Below are 18636 nucleotides of genomic sequence, written 5' to 3'. Positions count from 1 at the left end.
TGCCGGAGGCCTGGGGCCTCGCCCTGCGCAGGCAGGGGCGGCTCTAGCGAGCAGCCACCTCACGCATCCTGATGGAACTCAATTCAGGATCACCTCCTTTCAGTGTGCCGCCACCATAGGCAGGCCACCGGACGGAGGGCAACGGATTTATCCGGCGTGCTTCCCGGTGCCGGATCAGGCCGCCGTGGCCTGGGACTTGAACTTCGAGTAGTCGATGACCTGGTCGGCCGGCGGGGCCTGGATGGTCAGCGGCTTGTTGATCTCGGTGAAGTCCGCCTGGCCGCCCCCCTTGCCGGTCTTCTCGATCCGCAGCGGGTACGGGGTGCCCTCGGTGGCGACGTGCAGGACCATCTCGTCGCCGCCGCTGTTCTTCGACTTGATGCTGAAGGTCTTCGCGCCGTTGACGGTGCCGGCCGAGCCCTTGGTCAGGTCGGTGGACTTGCCGTCCTCCAGGAAGCTCTTGGTGAGGTCCTTGAGGTTGCAGGCGGTGGTGAGCTCCTTCATCTCGGGGTCGTCCTGGACGCCCGCGATGTAGCGGCCCTTGAGCAGCTCGGCGGCCTGGGCGCCCTCCGCGCCGCCCCCGGCGACGTTGCCGATGAACTCGGCGTCGGGCTTCAGGTAGACCTGCTTGCCGTCGCCCAGCAGCTCGAACTTGCCCATCCCGGGCATGGAGATGGAGCCCTTGCACTTCCCCTCGGTGTCGACCGCCAGGTCCACGGTCATCTTCTCGGCGGCGTTGCTGATGGAGCCCACGACCTTGACCGAGGTGGCACCGGCCAGGGCGTCCTTGGCCTTCTTCTGGATCTCCTCGGCACTGAGCTTGGCGGTGTCCAGCTTGGTGGCGGAGGCCTTGTCGTCGCCGCAGGCGGTCGCCCCGGCGGCCAGCAGCAGACAGATCGCGGCGGTGCTGGCAAGGCGCTTCGACAGCATGAGTCTTCCTAACCCGGACATGACGGTACGCGTCCGAACAAGTGATTTTCCCGCTCAGTATGATCGAAAGATCATTTAACTGATCTTGACTCGCCGCGCCGTTACAGCTTCGTGGCAGGACCGTGCCGCGCCCGGGACGCCGGGCATGACGAAGGGCCCGGAGGAAGAATCCTCCGGGCCCTTCGGCTACTGAGTAGCGGGGACAGGATTTGAACCTGCGACCTCTGGGTTATGAGCCCAGCGAGCTACCGAGCTGCTCCACCCCGCGTCGGTGAACACAACCATACGGGGAAGTCGCCCGAATGGGAAATCGGTTCCACATCCGTCCCCGCGCACCCCCGCGCACCCCCGCCCGCCACGCGGCGCACCGTCCCTCATCGTTCCCGTGCGGTGTGCCGCCCGGCTCGGGTCCGGGCCCAGGCGGAGAAGCAGACCAGCGCCGCGAAGCACGGCACCATCAGCACCGCGTACACCAGCAGGAAGCCGCGGGTGCCGAGGTCGGCGGCGGCGTTCCAGGTGCCGTGCAGGGCCATCGACAGGACCAGCCCGGTCGGCGCCGCCAGCCGGGCCAGCCGGCGGCGCCCGGTGGTGAGGGTGAGCGCCAGCCCCAGCCCGGTCAGCGCGGTGAACAGCGGGTGGGCGAACGGCGAGAGCAGGCCGCGCAGCACGAAGGTCTGCACCGTGCTGTCGAAGTCCCGCAGGCTCGGCGGCTCGCCGAGGCCGATGCTGTCCAGCCGCTGCTGCTGGTCGTCGGTGAACGCCCGCCCCAGGTAGAGCGCGTTCTCGGTGAAGGCGAAGCCGCAGGCGGTGATCCCGCCGAGCACCACCCCGGCGGCCAGGACGCGCGGCCGGGACCGGGCCCGCCGGTGGCCGGGGCGCGGGCCGGGCAACGGGCCGGGCAGCGGGTGGAGCAGCGGGCGCGGGTAGGGGCGCAGCCGTAGTCGGCCGCGGGCGTGCGGCAGGGCGAGCCGGCGCTCGTACCCGCGCGGGCGCCGGGGGCCGGGCAGCCGGTGCGCCGGGCCCGCGCCGGGCTGTCCGCCCCGCCCCGTGCCGGGCCCCGTGCCGGGCCGGGCCGCGCAGCGCAGCCGCCGGCCGAGCGGCAGCAGCAGGACGAGCAGGGCGGCGCCCTTCGCGCTCTCCTCGATCAGTGGGGTGACCACGTCGGCGCCCAGCGCCTGGCCGAGGCTGCCCTGGTGGGCGGTCAGGTAGCTGCTGGTCCAGCTGTTGGCCAGGATGGCCACCGTGGTGGCGGCGCAGGCCCCCCAGCCGAGGCAGAAGACGGTGTGCCGCAGCGGCACCCGGGCGGTCTGGTTGAGCCAGGCGAGCCCGCCGAGCACGAAGGGCAGCGGGACCATCGCCAGGCCGAGGCCGACCAGCAGCCCGGCGGTGCCGGTCTGGCGGCGGACCAGGTGGAGGATCAGCACGCCGCAGCCCGCCAGGGCCAGGACGACCGCCGCGGTCACCGAGGAGAACGCGACCGAGCGCAGCGCACGGGCGGCGGCGCCTGCGGGGCGAGTGGTGCCGGCGGGGCGAGCGGTGCCGGCGGGGCGAGCGGTGCCGGCGGGGTCGGCCGGGGGCGGAACGTCCGGGCCGGCGGGTTCGGCACCTCGGCGCGGCCGGGACACGAGGGCGGGCACGAGCCGGTGCGCCCGGCGCCTCCGGGGCCCCGGGATGGTCCGGGTGCCGGCGGTGGGCGTGGGCATCTCTCGGTCGTCGGCGGCCCGCACGGTGATCTCGTACCCGCCGCCGGACGGGGTGCTCACGCGCCACAGGGTAGGCCACGCCACCCGGCGGCCGGGAGGAGTCGGGGCGGGCGCCCCGCACCGGTCCCGTCCGCCGGCGGCCACCGGGGCCGGCGGGGTTCGCCGGGTCGAACGCCCGGCGGAGGCTCAGCGGCGGCGGAACAGCAGGTCGTGCACCACGTGGCCCTTGGCGATGCCGGCCCGTTCGAACTTGGTGACCGGGCGCCACGCCGGTCGCGGCGCGTAGCCGGGGACGGAGCCGTCCGGGTGGTCGGCCGGCTCCAGCCAGCCGGTGCCGTCGCCCTCGGGGTGCAGGTTCTCCAGCTCCGGCGAGGCGGACAGCACGTCGAGCATCTGCTCGGCGTACGGCTCCCAGTCGGTGGCGCAGTGCACCAGCGCGCCGGGGGCCAGCCGGGGGAGGACCAGTTCCAGGAAGGAGGGCTGGATCAGACGGCGCTTGTGGTGCTTGGGCTTGGGCCACGGGTCGGCGAAGTAGACCCGCAGACCGGCCAGCGAGGCGTCGGACAGCATGTCGCGCAGCAGGATCACGGCGTCACCGGCGGCCGGGCGGACGTTGGTGCTGCCGTCGCGCTCCAGCAGGCCGAGCAGGTTGCCGTGGCCGGGGGTGTGGACGTCGGCGGCCAGGATGCCCGTCGCGGGGTCGGCGGCGGCCATCGCGGCGGTGGTCTCGCCCATGCCGAAGCCGATCTCCAGGGTGACCGGCAGGCCGTCGAACAGCGCGGGCAGGTCGAGCGGGGTGCCGTCGATCGCTATGCCGTACTTCTCCCAGCCCCGGTCCAGCGCGCCCGCCTGGGCGTTGGTCATCCGGCCCCGGCGCGGCTGGAAGCTGCGGATGCGCCGCTCGCTGTGCTGGGCCTCGGTGGCCTTGTGCGGGTACATCGGCGCGGGGTACGCGGCGGGCGCCGCGGAGAGCCGGGCGGAGGGCGATGGCTGGGGGATCGGGGCGGTGGCAGTCACAATCACCCGAGTCTACGGGGCCGTCGGGCGCGGGCCGCAGGCCCTGTGACGGTCCCCACGTCCGCCCTCACGTCCGCCGGGTCCGCCGTCGCCGCGGCCGCCCTCAGCCGCCCGCCTCCAGCGCGGCCAGCGCCCGGCGGGCCACCTCCCGGCCGATCGGCAGCGAGGCGGTCGCCGCCGGGGAGGGCGCGTTCAGCACGTGCACCAGGCGGCGGGTGGAGCGCGGGTCGTCCGGGTCGAAGCCGGCGAAGGCGAAGTCGTCCAGCAGCGAGCCGTCCCGGGCCACCGCCTGGGCGCGGACGCCGGCCCCGGCCCGGACCAGGTCGGCCGCCGTGACGGCCGGCAGCAGTCGCCGGACGGCGGCGGTGAACGCCCGCTTGGACAGCGAGCGGTGCAGTTCGCCCACCTCGTAGCGCCAGTGCCGGCGGGCTATCTGCCAGGTGCCGGGGAAGGCGACCGTTCCGGCGAGGTCGCGCGGGCGCACGGTGCGCCAGTCGTAGCCCTCGCGGGCCAGCGCCGGCACCGCGTTGGGGCCGACGTGCACGTCCCCGTGCACGCCGCGGGTCAGGTGGACACCCAGGAACGGGAAGGCCGGGTCGGGTACCGGATAGACCAGCCCCCGGACCAACTCCCGCCGCTCCTTGACGAGTTCGTAGTACTCGCCGCGGAACGGCACGATCCGCACCCCGGGGTCGTCGCCGGCCAGCCGGGCGATCCGGTCGCTGTGCAGGCCCGCGCAGTTCACCAGGACCCGGCAGCGCAGCTCGCCCGCCGAGGTCTGCACGGTGACGCCGTCGGCCCGTCGGGCGACCGCCCGCAGCTCGGCCCCGGTGCGGATCTCCGCCCCGGCCTCGCGGGCCAGCCGCGCGTAGGCGGCGGCCACGGCCGGGAAGTCGCAGATGCCGGTGGTCCCGATGTGCAGCCCGGCGATGCCGGTGACCTGCGGCTCGTGGGCGGCGATGCCCCGGCGGTCCAGTTCGGTGACCGGGATGCCGTTGGCCCGGCCGCGTTCGGCCAGGGTGCGCAGCCGGTCCAGTTCGGCGGGCCCGGTGGCGACGATCAGCTTCCCGGTGACCTCGTGCGGGATGGCGTGGGCGCGGCAGAACTCCACCATCTCGGCGGCGCCGGCCACCGCGTAGCGGGCCTTGAGGGAACCCGGCCGGTAGTAGACGCCGCTGTGGATCACCCCGCTGTTGTGCCCGGTCTGGTGGGCGGCCAGGCCGGGCTCCTTCTCCAGGACGGTGAGCCGCAGCCCGGGCCGGGCCACGGTCAGCGCGTACGCCGTGCCGAGCCCGACGATCCCGCCCCCCACCACCAGTACGTCGACGTCGTACCGCACGGCCCGCTCCTCGCCTCGCCTCGTCCGACCGTCCCCGTCCGTCCGCGATGCTGCCATGCCGGCGGGGGCCGGTCGAGGGGGCGAGGCCCTCGGCGGGGGCATCGGCGGGGCTCTCGGCCGGGCCGACGGTCACGCCGACGGTCAGGCCGGGGCGACGATCACCGCGCGGGCCCGTTCGGTCAACTCGCGGACGCGGCGCTCGCCCTGGAACGGCTCCAGCCGGCGCAGCATCTCCACCACGTACTCGCGGCTGCGCTGCGAGGAGATCCGCCCGGCCACGTCGACGGCGCGCTCGCCCGCCGCGACCGCCGCGTCGAGGTTGCCCGCCTCGGCCTCGGCCATCGCGGAGACCACCAGCCGCAGGCCGTGCGAGCGGACGAACCCCTCGGTGGGCCGGGCCAGCGCCTCGCGGGTGAACTGGCGGACCTTGGAGGGCACACCGAGGTCGCGGAAGCACTCGGCGGCGTCGGCGGCGAGCCGGTCGTAGGCGTAGAAGTCGATCCACGCCGGATCGGGATCCCCGGCGCGCGCCCGCTCCAGCGCGCTCTCCGCCGCCCCGAGCGCCGTCGCGCACGCCGCCGCGTTCCGCGCCTTGGCCTGGGCCCGTGCCTCGACCAGGTGGAAGAAGCTCATCGTCCGGGCGGTGGCCAGGCCCCGGTTGCGCTCCAGGGCGGCCTGGGCGAGGTCCACGGCCTCCTCGGCGAAGCCCCGGTACCCGGCCTGCAGGCTCATCGAGGCCAGCACGTAGCCGCCGAGCGGGACGTCCGCGGCGGCCCGGGCGAGCCGCAGGGCCTGGATGTAGTAGCGCTGGGCGGCCTCGTGCTGGCCGGTGTCGAAGGCCATCCACCCGGCCAGCCGGGTGAGTTCGGCCGTCGCGCCGAACAGCGCCCGGCCCACCGCGTCGCTGTACGAGGCCAGCAGCAGCGGTGCCGCCTCGACCCGCAGGCACTCCGGCACCATCGACGAACGCCAGTCCCCGCCACCGTACTTGGAGTCCCAGCGGCGGGCCTCCTGGGCGGCCTCGCGGAGCTTGGCGGCGTCCGAGTGGCCGACCCGGTACGAGCCGGCCTCGGCGGGGGAGCGCGGCACGTCGCGGGCCACCGAGCCGTCGGCGGGGGTGATCAGCCAGCGGGAGACCGGGGTCGCGTACGCGGCGACCGAGAAGGTGCCGGCCAGGCTGTCGCTCCAGCGCCCGCCGCCGGGGCCGCGCCGCAGGTCGAGGTCGACCCGCCAGAGGTCGGTGGCGGAGCGCACCGCGTCGGGGACCTCACGCGGGAAGGCGAGGCCGAGTTCGGGCGCCGGGTCGGTGTCGCCGAGGCCGATCTCCTCCAGCGGTACCGGCCGGCCGAGCTTGCCGCCGATGGCGGTGGCGATCAGGTGCGGGACGGGCCCCTGCGGCACCATGCCCTTGCTGACCCAGCGGGCCACCGAGGTCTTGTCGTAGCGGAGCGTCAACCCGCGTTGTGCGCCGAGGTCGTTGACGCGGCGGGCCAGCCCCGCGTTGCTGATCTGGGCGAGCGTCAGGAGCGTGCCGAGCCGTTCGTTCGGTCCTCGTGGGCTGACGGTCATGGTGGCGGGGGCACCTCCTGCGGCCTTGTGCGCGGGGCCCGGGCGGCACCGGGCCGTAGCTGCTGTACCTAGAGTAGTCGGACGCGTTCCGACGGTTAAGAGGCCGCATTCCGGATGGCGGGATCGCGCGCCCGGGCCCGGCACCCGGGCGGTCCGGCGGCTCGGTGCGGACCGCCCGGATCCGGCCGTCCGGGGGTGTCCGGGCGGCGCGCCGGAGCGTCGTGCTCCGGTCCCGTGTCGATGTGCGCCCGGCCGTGCCCCCTGGCCCGACCGGCTGGTCGGCGATTCGCTGGTGGTCGTGGGTCGGCCCGCCGTCGAGGACCCGGCGGGCCGGGGGATGCCACCGCCTACATCCCCGCGGGCGGTGGCGCCGTCCGGGAGGGCATGCGGATGCCCTCCCGGGCCGAGCGGCGTCTTTCGGCCATTTCGCGATGGCCATGACAGGGCGTCGCGGAGGGCGGTCCGGGCCGAGGAGGGGGAGGCCCGGCCCGCCCCAACAGGGCGGCCCGTCCGGGGTGTTGTCCGGGGGGCGTCCGGGTCTCGTCCGGGCGTTCGACGCCGCGTGCCGGACGGCGCACCCGCCCGCCCGGGGGCGTACCGGAAACGACAACTCCGGTCACCGGGAGCGCGACCGGTGGCACCATGTCTTCTGACGGTGCGCCACGGGCCGACCAGGGGGACCGCCCGCTGACGGGCGCACCGCGCGGTGCTGGTCCTCGTGCGGTGGAGGCGCGATGCGGTGGCTGACGGGCTGGTGCACGGGCGCGCCCCGACCGGGTGCGCCGGCGCACCAGCCGCCCGGTGCGGTCGCTCCGATCGCCGCGCGCCCCCTGTGGAGCGGACCCGACCCGCTCTGGGCCGTCGGCGACTGGCGGCCCGAGGAGATCCGCCTGGTCACCCTCAGACCCGGCGCCCCCGCCGTCGTCACCACCGGCCCCACCGGCCCGGACCCGGTCGAGGCCGGCCCCGCCGTGCTGCGGCTCGCCGTCCTGGGCCACTGCGGCGCCACCGACGCCGAGCTCGCCGCCGGCCTGGCCGCCGCCCGCGGCGGCGCCGTCCGCCACCTCACCGCCTGGCCCGGCGGCTACACCGTGGTGCTGCGCAGCGGCACCCGCTCCACGGTGCTGCTCACCGACCTGGCCGGCGCCCGGCCGGTCTTCCACACCCCCTGGGGCGGCGGCACCGCGTACGCCACCGCCGCCCTGCCGCTCGCCGACCTGATCGGCGCACCGCTGGACACCGGCCACCTCGCCGCCCGGCTGGCCTGCCCCGAGGCACCGGAGGCACTCGGCACCGGCACGCCCTACCTCGGCGTGCAGCGGGTGCCGCCCGGGCACGCGCTGGGACTGCGCGACGGGCGGCCGTACCTCTCCGGGTACGACGAGCCGGGTGCCGGCGGGGCGCGCGGGCGCGGCGAGGCGGCGGCCGTCCGGGAACTCACCCGGGCGCTGCTGGAATCGGTCCGCTTCCGGGTCCGCAGCAGCCCGGCCGGGCCGCCGGGGCGGGCCCGGCTCGGCGTCGACCTCTCGTACGGGCCGGCGTCGGCCACCGTCGCCCTGCTCGCCGCCGCCGTCCCGCTCGCCGCCGGCGTCCCGCGGCAGCCCGGGCCGCCGCCCGCCGAGTCCGGACCGGCGGCGCCGCCGGGGCCGGACGCCGAGCCGGGGCCGGACGCCGGCCGGCCGACGGTCGTGCGCACCGGGGCCGTGAAGGGCTCCTGGGCCCGCGCCGCCGGCCGACCGCGGACCGCGCCCGAGCCGGTCGCCGCCATCACCTCCGGCGACACCGCCGCCCCCGCCGCCCCGGACGTGCCGCGACTGCGCCACATCGTGCTCGCCACCGGCCCGGACACCCTCCCCTACGCGGACCTGCGCGCCGACCCGACGGCCGGGCGGCTCACCGACGAGCCCGGGCCGGAACTCGTCGCCGCGGCCTGGGCCGGGGCCCGGTTCGAGGCGGGCGGCACCGAGCACCTCACCGGCCACGGCGCCCGGCACGTCCTGGACGGGCACCCGGCCCGGCTGGCCGACCTCGTCCGGGCCGGCCGGGCGCGCGAACTCCTTTCCCCGGTGGCCGCGTTGGCGGGCGCCGACCGGGCCACCGCCGGTGTCCTCGCGGGCGCGCTGCGGACCCCGCTCACCGTGCTGCGCGCCGCTCACCGGCTCGCCCGCAGCCGGTACGCGGACGCGCTCGACGACACGGCCGTGAAGCTGACCCTGCGCCGCAGCCCCGACGGCGGCGGTACGGCGGGCACCCGCTCGGCGGACGACCTCGCCTGGGTGGTCCCGGGGCCGGCCGCCCGCTGGCTGTCCGACGAGGCGCTCTCCGCCGTCGCACTGCGGCTGCGTCTGGCGGCGCGCGAACCGGCGCCCGGGGAACACCCAGGCGCGTACCGGGCCCGGCACGCCCTCCACCGGCACGCGCGCGGCTTCCGCACGCTGGTGCACGCCACCGAACAGCCCGGGCAGCGCCTGCACGCGCCCTTCCTCGACAACCAGGTGGTGCGCGCCGCCCGGCTGCTCCCGGACGACGTCCGCCTCCAGCCCGGAGCCCGGCACGCGCTGCTGCGATCCGTCCTGGCCGGCACCGGGCGCACCGACCTGCCGCCCGACTGGGGACGCGGGCCCCGCCCCGACCGCGCCGCCCCCGCCCGGGCGGGTCTACGGCTCGCCGCCGACGGCCTGGCCGAACTCTTCGACGCCCCCCTGCTCGCGGAGGCCGGCCTGATCGACCTCCCCGCCGTCCGCGCCGCCCTCACCCGCGCCGCCGACCAGGCCGCCCCCCTCCCGCCGGCCACCCTCGCCGGCCTCGCCGACCTGGTCGCCACCGAACTCTGGCTCCGCCGCATCCGCGCCCGCCGCCACGGCGCCTGCTGGACCGGCCTCCCCCACCCCACCCATCCCGCCCTCACCCCCACCCGCTTTCCCTGACCCCCGAAATATGCCGACCGGATATGCCGACCGGTCCACTGAGTTCCGGTGCCCGGCCCCGCGCGTGCGGAGTGGGAAGTCGGCCGGTCCGACTTCCTGTGCGGCCGGTGCGTTGCGTCGTGCCTCGCGGGTTCGTTCGGCGCGGCTCGGGGTGGGGCGGGGGTCGGGCGGCGATCATGGCGGGGCGTTCCGTCCCTTCCCCTCTCCCGCATCCACGGAGGTCCTGGTGACCAGTGCCAGTCCGGATCCGTCCGTCCCCGTCGTGCTCCCGGTGCTCGGGCGGCCGCCGACGGGGCGCCCGCCGGGAGTGCTCGCGGCGTGCGACGGGTCGGACGGTTCGCTCTGGGCGCTGGAACGGGCGATGACCGAGGCCGAGGCGCACGGCCTGCCCCTGTACGTGCTCGCCGTGGTCAACCCGGCGCCCGCCGGCTACCCGCCGGGGATGGCCGAGCTGGTCCAGGAGAGCGTGGAGACCCTGGTCGAGTCGATGGCCGACGGCGTGCGCCGCTCGGTGACCGCCGTCCAGCGGGCCCGCCCCCACCCGTGCACCGCCGAGATGTCGCTGCACGTGGTGCTCGGCAACGTGATCGAGGTGCTGCTGGCCGCCTCGGCCCGCCAGCACACCCTGGTGCTGGGCACCCGGGGCAACGGCGGCTTCACCCGCCTCCTCCTCGGTTCGGTCGGCAGCGCCGTCGTCCACCACGCCGCCTGCCCCGTGCTGGTCGTCCCCGCCCCGCCCGAGAGCTGAGCGCCGGGAGCCGCCGGACGCCGGGAATGCCCCGAGATGGTTCACCGTTCACCAATTTCGGACCGTACTCCCTCCCCACTTCCTGGAGCCCCCGTCATGAAGGTCGAGATCTACTCCGACATCGCCTGCCCCTGGTGCTACATCGGCAAGCGCCGCTTCGAGCAGGCGCTCGACGGCTTCGCGGGCAAGGAGAACGTCGAGGTGGTCTACCGGCCGTACCAGCTGGTGCCGGACGCGCCGGCCACCGCCGGCCCGCACCGGGAGTGGCTGGCCGAGCGCTACGGCCCGCAGTCGGTCGCGATGGACGCCCGGGTGGCCGAGCTGGGCCGCACCGAGGGCATCACCTACGACTTCGACGCCGCCCTGCACGCCAACACCTTCCTCGGCCACCGCCTGCTGCACCTCGCCGAGACCGAGTACGGCGCGGCCGCCCAGGGCCGTCTCAAGGAGGCCCTGCTCAAGGCGCACTTCACCGACGGCGTGGACGTCGGCGACCGTGACGCGCTCACCGAGGTCGCCGTCGGGGCGGGTCTGGAGCGCGACCGGGTGGCCGCCTACCTCGCGGGGGACGAGGGCGCCGCCGAGGTCCGCGCGCAGCTGGCCGAGGCCCGCGAGCTGGGCATCACCGCCGTGCCGACCTTCGTCTTCGAGGGCAAGTGGGCCGTCCAGGGCGGTCAGGAGGCCGAGACCTTCCGCCGGGTGCTGGAGCAGGTCGCCACCGAGATCGGCGAGCGCCGGCCCGCGCCGGTGCAGGTCGCCCCGGCCGGCGAGGCCTGCGCGGACGGCTCCTGCGCCATCTGAGCCGCCCGCATCCATCCGGGCGGCCCCGGCCGGGCCGCCCCCGAGGCCCGCTTCAGACGGTCAGACGCACCTGAAGCGGGCCTCGGCCCAGTCGGCCATGTTCAGCGCCGACCAGATGCCGTTCACCGGCGTCACCACCAGCTTGATCGACTTCTGTCCGTCCAGCGGCACGTGCACCGGCACCGCCGCATCGCCCGCCCACAGCGTGCGCGAACTCCACAGCGTCCGCCCGTCGTCGCCCTGGACCGAGAACACCACGCCGCCGAGGGTCACGCTCAGGTCGTCCATCCCGGCCACCGCGTCGAAGGACGTGCAGATGCGGTTGAGGTCGATCAGCGTGGCCGCCGGGGCGTGCACGGAGAGGCCGTGCCGGTGCTCGGTGCCCCCGATCGACACGTCGTCCCGCTGCCAGAACCAGTCGCTCCCCTTCTGCCGGATGCTCGGCTGCGGCGGGGGCACCCGGTTGTTGCCGGGCTTGAACACCGGCAGGCCGTCGGCCCAGAAGTCGGCCGGTGGCGGCGGAGTCGTGGGGACCACCGTCGGCACGTTCGCCGTGGGGCTGGGCGTCGGGATCACCGGCGGCTGGGGCGTCGGGATGACCGGTGGTTCGGGCGTGGGCAGCGGCGGCAGGCTCGGCTGCGGGATCACCAGGACCGGGCTCTGCGACGGGCTCGGCGCCGGGGTCGGCGAGAGCGCCGACGTCGGCGTCGGGGTGGGTGTGGCCGTCGTGCGCGCGGTCGTCGGCGAGGCCGCCGCCGGACCGGCCGACGGCGTGCCTGATGCGGCCGGCGGGGCGGGCCTGGGCGTCGTGCCGGGTGCCGCGGACGCGGACGCGGACGGCGAGGGGGCGGGCTCCTGCGCGGGCTCCTGCACGGAGCCCGGCTCGGGGCCGGCCGGGTCCGGCTGCGGCGCCGGTTCCTGGGCCGCCGCCCCGGGCGCGGGGGCCGACGGCGCGGGCGCGGCCGGGGCGGACGCCGGGGGAGCGGCCACCGGGGGCTTGGGCTCGGGCGAGCCGGTGAGCGCGTACGCGGCGACGGCCGCGGCGGCCACCGCGATCGCGGCGACGACACCGGCCTTGGCCGCGGTGCCCAGGCCCTCCCCGGCCGCACCGGCACCCGCGCCCGCGCCCGCACCGCCGCCACCGGCGGCCCCGGCTCCACCCGCGGCCCCACCCGCAGCCCCACCCGCGCTTCCCGCCGCACCCGCGGCGGCACCGCTCGTCGCTCCCGTCGTCGCCGTGCCGCCCGCCGTGGCGGCCGCGGTTCCGGCGGCCGCGCCGCCGACCACCGCCGCCCCGCCCACGGCGGCCGCGGCGGCACCGGCACCGCCCACGCCGATCCAGACCAGCACCCCACCGGGCAGCAGCGCGCGCAGCCCGTGGTTGATCTCGGACAGCTCCAGGCAGGCGGCCGTGCACCGGTCGCACTCCTTGAGGTGCCGCCCGACCTCCGCCGAGGCGCGCTTGCGCAGCGAGCCGCGCGCGTACGCGCCGAGCCGGTTGGCGTACGCCTCGCAGTCCCGGGCCTGGCTGCCCGAGACGTGGGCCTGCAGGAAGCCGGCGGCGAGCCGGTCGCGGGCCCGGTGGGCCTGGACGGCGGTCGCGTTGGCGGTCTTTCCGAGCATCACCGACACGGTCTTCGGCGACTCCCGCTCGACCTCGGTGTGCCAGAGCACCATCCGGTCGTCCTCGGGGAGTTCGGCGTAGGCCTGCATCACCATGCGCTGGTCGGCCATCGCCATCGCCCAGGCGTCGGCGCCCGGGTCGGCCAGGTCGAGGTCGACGACGGCGGCCGAGGTCTGCGCGAACACGCTGAAGTCGTCGACGAGTTGCTCGCGCCGCTCGCTGCGGGTCCAGGCCGCGGCGACGTTCCGCACGGCGGTCAGCAGGTAGGCGCGGACGGCGAACTCCGGCCCCTTGCCCGCCTTCAGCGCCTGCAGGGTGCGCGCGAACACCTCGCCGGCCAGGTCCTCGGCGGTGAAGCTGTCGCGGCAGCAGGTCCGGGCGTAGCGGCGCACCGAGTCGACGTGCCGGCGGTAGATCTCCTCGTACGCGCTGTCGTCGCCGGCCCGCACGAGCGCGGTCAACTCGGCATCGGAGGGCGGCCGTTCACCGTCGACCGGATCGGCGGGCGCGGGCACGGTGGGGCGCGTCGGGGCACCGGGACCGACGAAGGCCTCCGGGGTGACGCCGCCGCGCCCGGCGGGGGCCTGCCCGGGGACGCGGCCCTGGGGGAACGCGGCGGCGGAGGCGGAGAGGGTCTCACGGCTGGGCATCCCGGCCTGGTCGGGCACCTGGCCCGCCGGCAGCCCGGAGTGGGCCTGACCCGAGTGGACCTGCCCCGACTGCACCTGTCCCGATTGCATCTGTCCGGACGCCGGCGAACCGGCCGCCGATCCGCCGCCGGGGCCTCCGGCATCGGTGCCCGGACCGCTGGACCTCCAGTCGGCCCCCCGGTCGGGCCCGGTCCCGGCGGACCGGCCGAAGTCGAGGCCGTATCCGTAGTCGTTCTGTTCCTCGGCGCTCACAACGGACCCCAGATTCCACGACAGCCCCCGTAGTGTGGCAGGGCGCGCGGGAGTGCGTGGGCGCACGAGCTCCTGCTGCACGGCGCCGAGGGCACGCGAACGGCGCGCATCGGGACATTGGCTCCAACCACGGGCAAAGGATGGCATAGGGCAGAGTTGGGCGGTAGCCGGACCGGCCGTGACCCACTCTTCCGTGGGGCCGTCGCGGATGTGTTCGCCTGCCGCGCGGCATCCTGGGGGACATTGCTCACGCCGGGCGCGCGACCCTGTTCCACGCGCCGCCCGGTTCCCCAACCTCCTTGCCCGCAGCGGACGGTGGCTGTCCGGCGGGGTGACGTTCAGCGGGCCCGCAGGCCGTCGAGCAGGATCTGCAGCAGCCGGTCCGACGGGCCTTCGACGGGTTGACCGTCCGTCTGCCCACCAACGGCCGGCTGAAGTGCCTCCCCGGCCGCCGGGCCCACCGCACCCGGGCCGACGGCCCCCGGGACCGTCCCGGCCCCGGCACCGCCCGCCGGGGCGCCGCGCCACGCGTGCACCGGCACGGACGCCGTCAGCACCAGCACCACGTCCGCGACGGTGACCCCGGGCCGCAGCTCACCGGCCGCACCCGCCCGCGCGACCAGCGCCGCGAGTAACTGCAGCAGCAGCCTCGGGTCGGCGTCGGCCACCAGCGCCGCGGCCTCGGCCTCGCTCGCCCGGACCCCGGAGTCCGGGAACCCGCGGGACGCCGCCGTCTCGCCGCGCAGCGGCTCGTACAGCACGGCGCCGAACCCGCCGATCGACCCGACCGACTCGACCGACCCGACGGAGCCCACCGGCCCCACCGGTTCCGGCGAACGCTGCTCGGGCACCCGCCCCAGCTCCTCGGCGTACCGGAACGCCTCCGGCGGCAGCAGCCGCCCGGCCCCGGTGGACACCGCGCGCGCCAGGTACCCGGCCAGCGCCTCCCACGCGCCGGAGCCGCCGTACAGCGACTCGCGCGCCTGGGCGGTCAGCCAGGCGACCTCCTCGGCCGCGATCCGCTGGACCAGCACCTCCTTGCTCGGGAAGCGCCGGTACACCGTGCCCACGCCGACCCCGGCCCGCCGCGCCACCTCCTCCATCGGCGCGCCGTAGCCGAACTCGCCGAACACCTCACGCGCCGCACGCAGCACGCTCTCCAGGTTCCGGCGGGCGTCGACCCGCAGCCGCGCACCCGACGGGGGTCCGCCGGCCTGCGTCGTCTCGCCGCCCCGGTACGGGACCGCCGTGTAAGCCGTCCCGGCCGGCCCGGGGACGTCGGCCGCACCGGAACCTCCGGGTGGCTCGGCCGGCCCGCGTTGCTCCGGCACCACGCCCTGGACGGGGTGTGCCGCACCCGCTCGCCCCAACAGTCGCTCCTGTTCCATCATCCCAACTCTCCCCCGCAGGCGTCCGGTTCCGGACCCTGTCGTCGCCCGCCCCTGCACCCCCCGGTGCAGCTACGCCTGAAAGAAATGACCGATGACCCATCGCTCGTGCCGTTGGTGGTGCCGCCCGGGGACGCCCGACCGCGGGTGCGGCCACGCGCAGAACACCCGGACCCCGATCCGGCGGGCGCCGCCGGCCCGATCGAGGCGATCGGACACGGCGTGTCGGCGCCCGTCCGGGGCCTTGTCCGGGAACTACCCTTCCCCGGATCACGGTCCCGCAGTCGGGTTCTCCCGCCAACACTAGAACTGGCCGTAATGGCCGCTCCACGGTGCGTCGCCGCCGGTTGACATGGCAGTGGCCGCGCCGCCACACAATCCGACCATAGTTCACGCCCGTTCGAGGCCGAAAGTGCGTCAGAAACTCACCCCGGCAGTACATCTGTCCCCGCCGGACCCCAGCGGCCCCATCCGTCACGGTACGGACGGTGGACAAGACGGCGCCGACGGTCCTTTATTGGGGGGCGTGATGGGGGCATGCCCGATCGAAGGCGGGCACCGGGCCCCATCGACAGGAGGTGCGCCATCAGGATCCTGATCGTCGGCGGCGGCTGCGCGGGCATGGCCGCGGCGCTGCACCTCCAGCGCGGCCTGCGCGAGCGGCTGCGCCGGGGCGAGGTCCACCTCACCGTGGTCGAGCCACAGGCCTACCTCACCTACCATCCGCTGCTCGCGGAGGTCGCCGCCGGCAGCATCGACCCCCGGCACGTGGTGGTGCCGCTGCGCCGCGAGCTCACCGAGTGCAAGGTGCTGACCGCCCGGATCACCCGGATCGAGCACGCCACCCGCCGGGCCTGGGCCGACGCCGCCGGCCGGGGCGAACCGCCCGCGCCGGTCGAACTCGACTACGACGTCCTGGTGCTCGCCCCCGGTGCGGTCTCCCGCACCGCGCCCGTCCCCGGGCTGGCCGAGCACGGCCGGGGCTTCTCCACCGTGCGCGAGGCCGTCGGGCTGCGCAACCACGTCCTGGAGCAGCTCGACCTGGCCGCCACCACCCGCGACCCGGGGCTCCGCCAGGCCGCGCTCACCTTCGTGTTCGTCGGGGCCGGCTACGCGGGGGTCGGCGCGCTGGCCGAGCTGGAGGACATGGCCCGGTACGCCGTCCGCGGCCACCACAACATCGCTCCCGAGGATCTGCGCTGGGTACTGGTCGAGGCCACCGACCGGATCCTCGCCGAGGAGTCGCCCGAACTCGCCGACCACACCCTGGACCAACTGCGCGAGCGCAGCGTCGACGTCCGACTGCGCACCACCCTGGAGTCGGCGGCCGGCGGGGTCATGGCGCTCTCCGACGGCAGCCGGTTCGCCGCCCGCACCCTGGTCTGGACGGCCGGGGTCCGCCCGAACCCGGTGCTGCGCGACACCGATCTGCCGCTGGACACCGCCGGCCGGATCCGCTGTCTGCCCACCCTCCAGGTGCTGGGCCCGGACGGCCGCGCGCTGCCGGGAGCGTGGGCCGCCGGGGACTGCGCCGCCGTGCCCGACCCGCACGCGGACGGGGCGCCGTGCGCGCCGAACGCCCAGCACGCCTTCGCGCAGGCCGGACTGCTGGCCGCCAATGTGCTGGTCGCCCTGGAAGGCGGCCCGCACGCGCCCGGCATCACCGAGTACCGGCCCGAGGCCCCGGCCTGTTCCACCTCGCTGGGCCTGGGCCGGGCGGTCGCCCACACCCGGCGCGGCGGACGGCTCACCGGGCGCCGCGCCTGGTGGCTGCACCGGGCCCGCCATCTGCGCCGGTTGCCGAGCAGCGAGCGGCGGGTGCGGGTCCTGGTGGACTGGGTGCTGGCCGGGTTCTTCCCCCGCGAGGTCGTCCCGCTCGGCCGGCCCGAGCGGGCGGCCCCGGCCGACGAGCGTCCGGCGTGAGCCGCCCGGAGGGCCCGCCCGGCGCGGACGACTTCCGGAATCGGGCCTCCGCCTGACAGGATCTGCCCGACCGAGTCATTACCCCGTGTGCTGACGAGTGCACGAAAAGTGATGATATGTCTGGAACCCGAGGAAGCGGCCGTCGTTTGAACCTCATGCGCTGGAGCGCCCGGCTCACCGGAGTCCCGTGGCGTGCCACCCCGCCGTCCGGGGCCGGCACCGACCGCGGCACGCCGTCCGGCGACGCCGTCGTGGTGCCCGGCCCCCGCGACCCCACCGGTCCCGCCGGACAAGCCGACACCACCGACACCGCCGACGCCCTCGACCCCACCGGCGTGCTCGACCCCCACCGGCCCCAGGACCTCCGCGAGGTGCTCAACCGCATCCCGGCCCCGGTCGCGGTCACCTACGGCCCGCTGCACCAGCTCGGCTACGCCAACCGCGCCTACCGCGAACTCTTCGGCGAGCGCCCCACCGGCCTGCCCGCCTGCGACGCGCTGCCCGAGCTCGGCACCCTCGGCGTCCTGCCCCTGATGGACCAGGTGATCCGCGGCGGCAGCCCGCGCAGCGTCAAGGCCCGCTGCATCCTCGGCCTCACCGGCAACCGCTACTACAACGTCTCCTGCGTCCCCCTCACCCGCGACCCGGGCCGTGCGGGCTCCGACGGCCGCCCCGCACTTTCCACTCCAACGAGCGACGACCCGACCTCCGGCGTCCTCGTCTTCGCCGCCGAGGTCACCGACCAGGTGCTGGCCGCCGCCCGGCTGCGCGAATCCGAACGCCGCCACCGCGAGGCCGCCGTCACCCTCCAGCGCAGCCTCCTCCCGCAGAAGCTCGACCAGCCGGCCGACCTCCGGGTCGCCGCCACCTACCAGCCCGGCGGAGCCGAGGCAGCGGTCGGCGGTGACTGGTACGACGTCATCGCCATCGCCGGCGGCCGTACCGCCCTCGTCATCGGCGACGTCATGGGCCGGGGCCTGCGCGCCGCCGCCGTCATGGGCCAGCTCCGCACCGCCGTCCGCGCCTACGCCCGGCTCGACCTCCCCCCGCACAAGGTGATGACCCTGCTCGACGGCCTCGCCATGGAGATCGACGCCAACCAGATCGCCACCTGCGCCTACGCCGTCTGGGACCCGCAGCGCCGCACCCTCGGCTACGCCTCCGCCGGCCACCTCCCGATCCTGCTGCGCTGCCCGGACGGCACCGTCCTGCGCGGCGAGGAGCAGAACGGCCCGCCGCTGGGGACCGGGGGAGGCGTCCACGTCTCGCACACCCTCCGACTGCTGCCCGGCACCACCGGCGTCCTCTACACGGACGGCCTGGTCGAACGCCGTGACGAGGACATCGACCAGGGCCTCGACCAGCTCGCCCGCACCCTCGCCGGCGCGGTCGGAACGCCCGAGGTGGTCTGCGCCCGTCTGCTGCGGGCCATGGGGGTCACCTCCGAGCACGACGACGACGTCGCCGTGCTGGTCTTCCAGCTGCCGGACGACGAGCAGTCCCCCGAAGGAAGACCGGCGCTTGACTCGGCCGCCCGAGAGGTCTAGTGTTCTTCGAGCTGCCTGGCAGGGAGCACCGGACACGCATCGGCGCGGACGGTCCCGGGGCAGCCAATCCTCTGAAACACCACCTCTTCCCGGTTACGGGCCGAGGCGTGTCGTTATTTTTTTGACGCGTTCCGGCTCAGGGTTTATTTGGTGTGCCTGTTTTTGGGGATTGCGGCTGGATTCGCTTTTCGGAGCGGGGATCGGTTAGAGTTTGGAAC

Annotated in this window: 11 protein-coding genes, 1 tRNA gene and 1 pseudogene; 5 read left to right on the top strand and 8 right to left on the bottom strand. The window is 76.0% G+C overall.

Features of this window, described 5'->3' with window-relative positions:
* Window positions 1-174: 174 nt before the first annotated feature.
* The 6 genes from ACFU9E_RS33415 to ACFU9E_RS33390 form a co-directional block, all read right to left on the bottom strand.
* Complete coding sequence (locus tag ACFU9E_RS33415; protein ID WP_380684442.1) at window positions 175-930, bottom strand: hypothetical protein; 756 nt, start codon at window positions 928-930, stop codon at window positions 175-177.
* 194 nt (window positions 931-1124) lie between these two features.
* Window positions 1125-1198 (bottom strand) — tRNA-Met (locus ACFU9E_RS33410).
* Between the two features lie 106 nt (window positions 1199-1304).
* A complete protein-coding gene (locus ACFU9E_RS33405; RefSeq protein WP_380684443.1) occupies window positions 1305-2693 on the bottom strand; it encodes a PrsW family intramembrane metalloprotease in 1389 nt (462 codons plus the stop codon).
* Between the two features lie 126 nt (window positions 2694-2819).
* Window positions 2820-3650: a tRNA (guanosine(46)-N7)-methyltransferase TrmB gene (trmB, locus tag ACFU9E_RS33400; RefSeq protein ID WP_380684447.1), complete on the bottom strand. Its 831-nt coding sequence runs from the start codon at window positions 3648-3650 to the stop codon at window positions 2820-2822.
* A 103-nt stretch (window positions 3651-3753) separates the two neighbouring features.
* Window positions 3754-4989 carry an L-2-hydroxyglutarate oxidase gene (lhgO, locus tag ACFU9E_RS33395; RefSeq protein ID WP_380684444.1) on the bottom strand — a complete coding sequence of 412 codons (1236 nt, stop codon included), beginning with the start codon at window positions 4987-4989 and terminating at the stop codon, window positions 3754-3756.
* Window positions 4990-5130: 141 nt separating this feature from the next.
* A complete protein-coding gene (locus ACFU9E_RS33390) occupies window positions 5131-6558 on the bottom strand; it encodes an MFS transporter (protein ID WP_380684445.1) in 1428 nt (475 codons plus the stop codon).
* A 734-nt stretch (window positions 6559-7292) separates the two neighbouring features.
* Between ACFU9E_RS33390 and ACFU9E_RS33385 the strand changes: the two genes are divergently transcribed.
* The 3 genes from ACFU9E_RS33385 (at window position 7293) to ACFU9E_RS33375 (ending at window position 11034) form a co-directional block, all read left to right on the top strand.
* Window positions 7293-9485, top strand: a complete 2193-nt coding sequence (locus ACFU9E_RS33385; RefSeq protein ID WP_380688406.1) for an asparagine synthase-related protein — start codon at window positions 7293-7295, stop codon at window positions 9483-9485.
* A gap of 226 nt (window positions 9486-9711) precedes the next feature.
* Complete coding sequence (locus tag ACFU9E_RS33380; RefSeq protein WP_380688408.1) at window positions 9712-10233, top strand: universal stress protein; 522 nt, start codon at window positions 9712-9714, stop codon at window positions 10231-10233.
* Between the two features lie 96 nt (window positions 10234-10329).
* Window positions 10330-11034, top strand: coding sequence for a DsbA family oxidoreductase (locus tag ACFU9E_RS33375; protein ID WP_380688410.1), 705 nt, complete (start codon window positions 10330-10332; stop codon window positions 11032-11034).
* Between the two features lie 60 nt (window positions 11035-11094).
* On the opposite strand, the gene ACFU9E_RS33370 is transcribed toward ACFU9E_RS33375, so the two are convergent.
* A complete protein-coding gene (locus ACFU9E_RS33370; RefSeq protein WP_380715604.1) occupies window positions 11095-13383 on the bottom strand; it encodes a sigma-70 family RNA polymerase sigma factor in 2289 nt (762 codons plus the stop codon).
* Window positions 13384-13898: 515 nt separating this feature from the next.
* Window positions 13899-14951, bottom strand: coding sequence for a TetR/AcrR family transcriptional regulator (locus ACFU9E_RS33365; RefSeq protein WP_380715601.1), 1053 nt, complete (start codon window positions 14949-14951; stop codon window positions 13899-13901).
* A gap of 534 nt (window positions 14952-15485) precedes the next feature.
* On the opposite strand from ACFU9E_RS33365, the gene ACFU9E_RS33360 reads away from it, so the two are divergent.
* Window positions 15486-16871, top strand: coding sequence for an NAD(P)/FAD-dependent oxidoreductase (locus ACFU9E_RS33360; protein WP_380687734.1), 1386 nt, complete (start codon window positions 15486-15488; stop codon window positions 16869-16871).
* 146 nt (window positions 16872-17017) lie between these two features.
* Window positions 17018-18358 (top strand): annotated as a pseudogene (locus ACFU9E_RS33355) (PP2C family protein-serine/threonine phosphatase); the annotation flags it as partial.
* Window positions 18359-18636: the final 278 nt, after the last annotated feature.

The sequence above is a fragment of the Kitasatospora sp. NPDC057595 genome (genome assembly GCF_042800875.1).
In the GTDB taxonomy this organism is placed as follows: domain Bacteria; phylum Actinomycetota; class Actinomycetes; order Streptomycetales; family Streptomycetaceae; genus Kitasatospora.
This window is presented reverse-complemented; position numbering and strand designations above follow the sequence as displayed.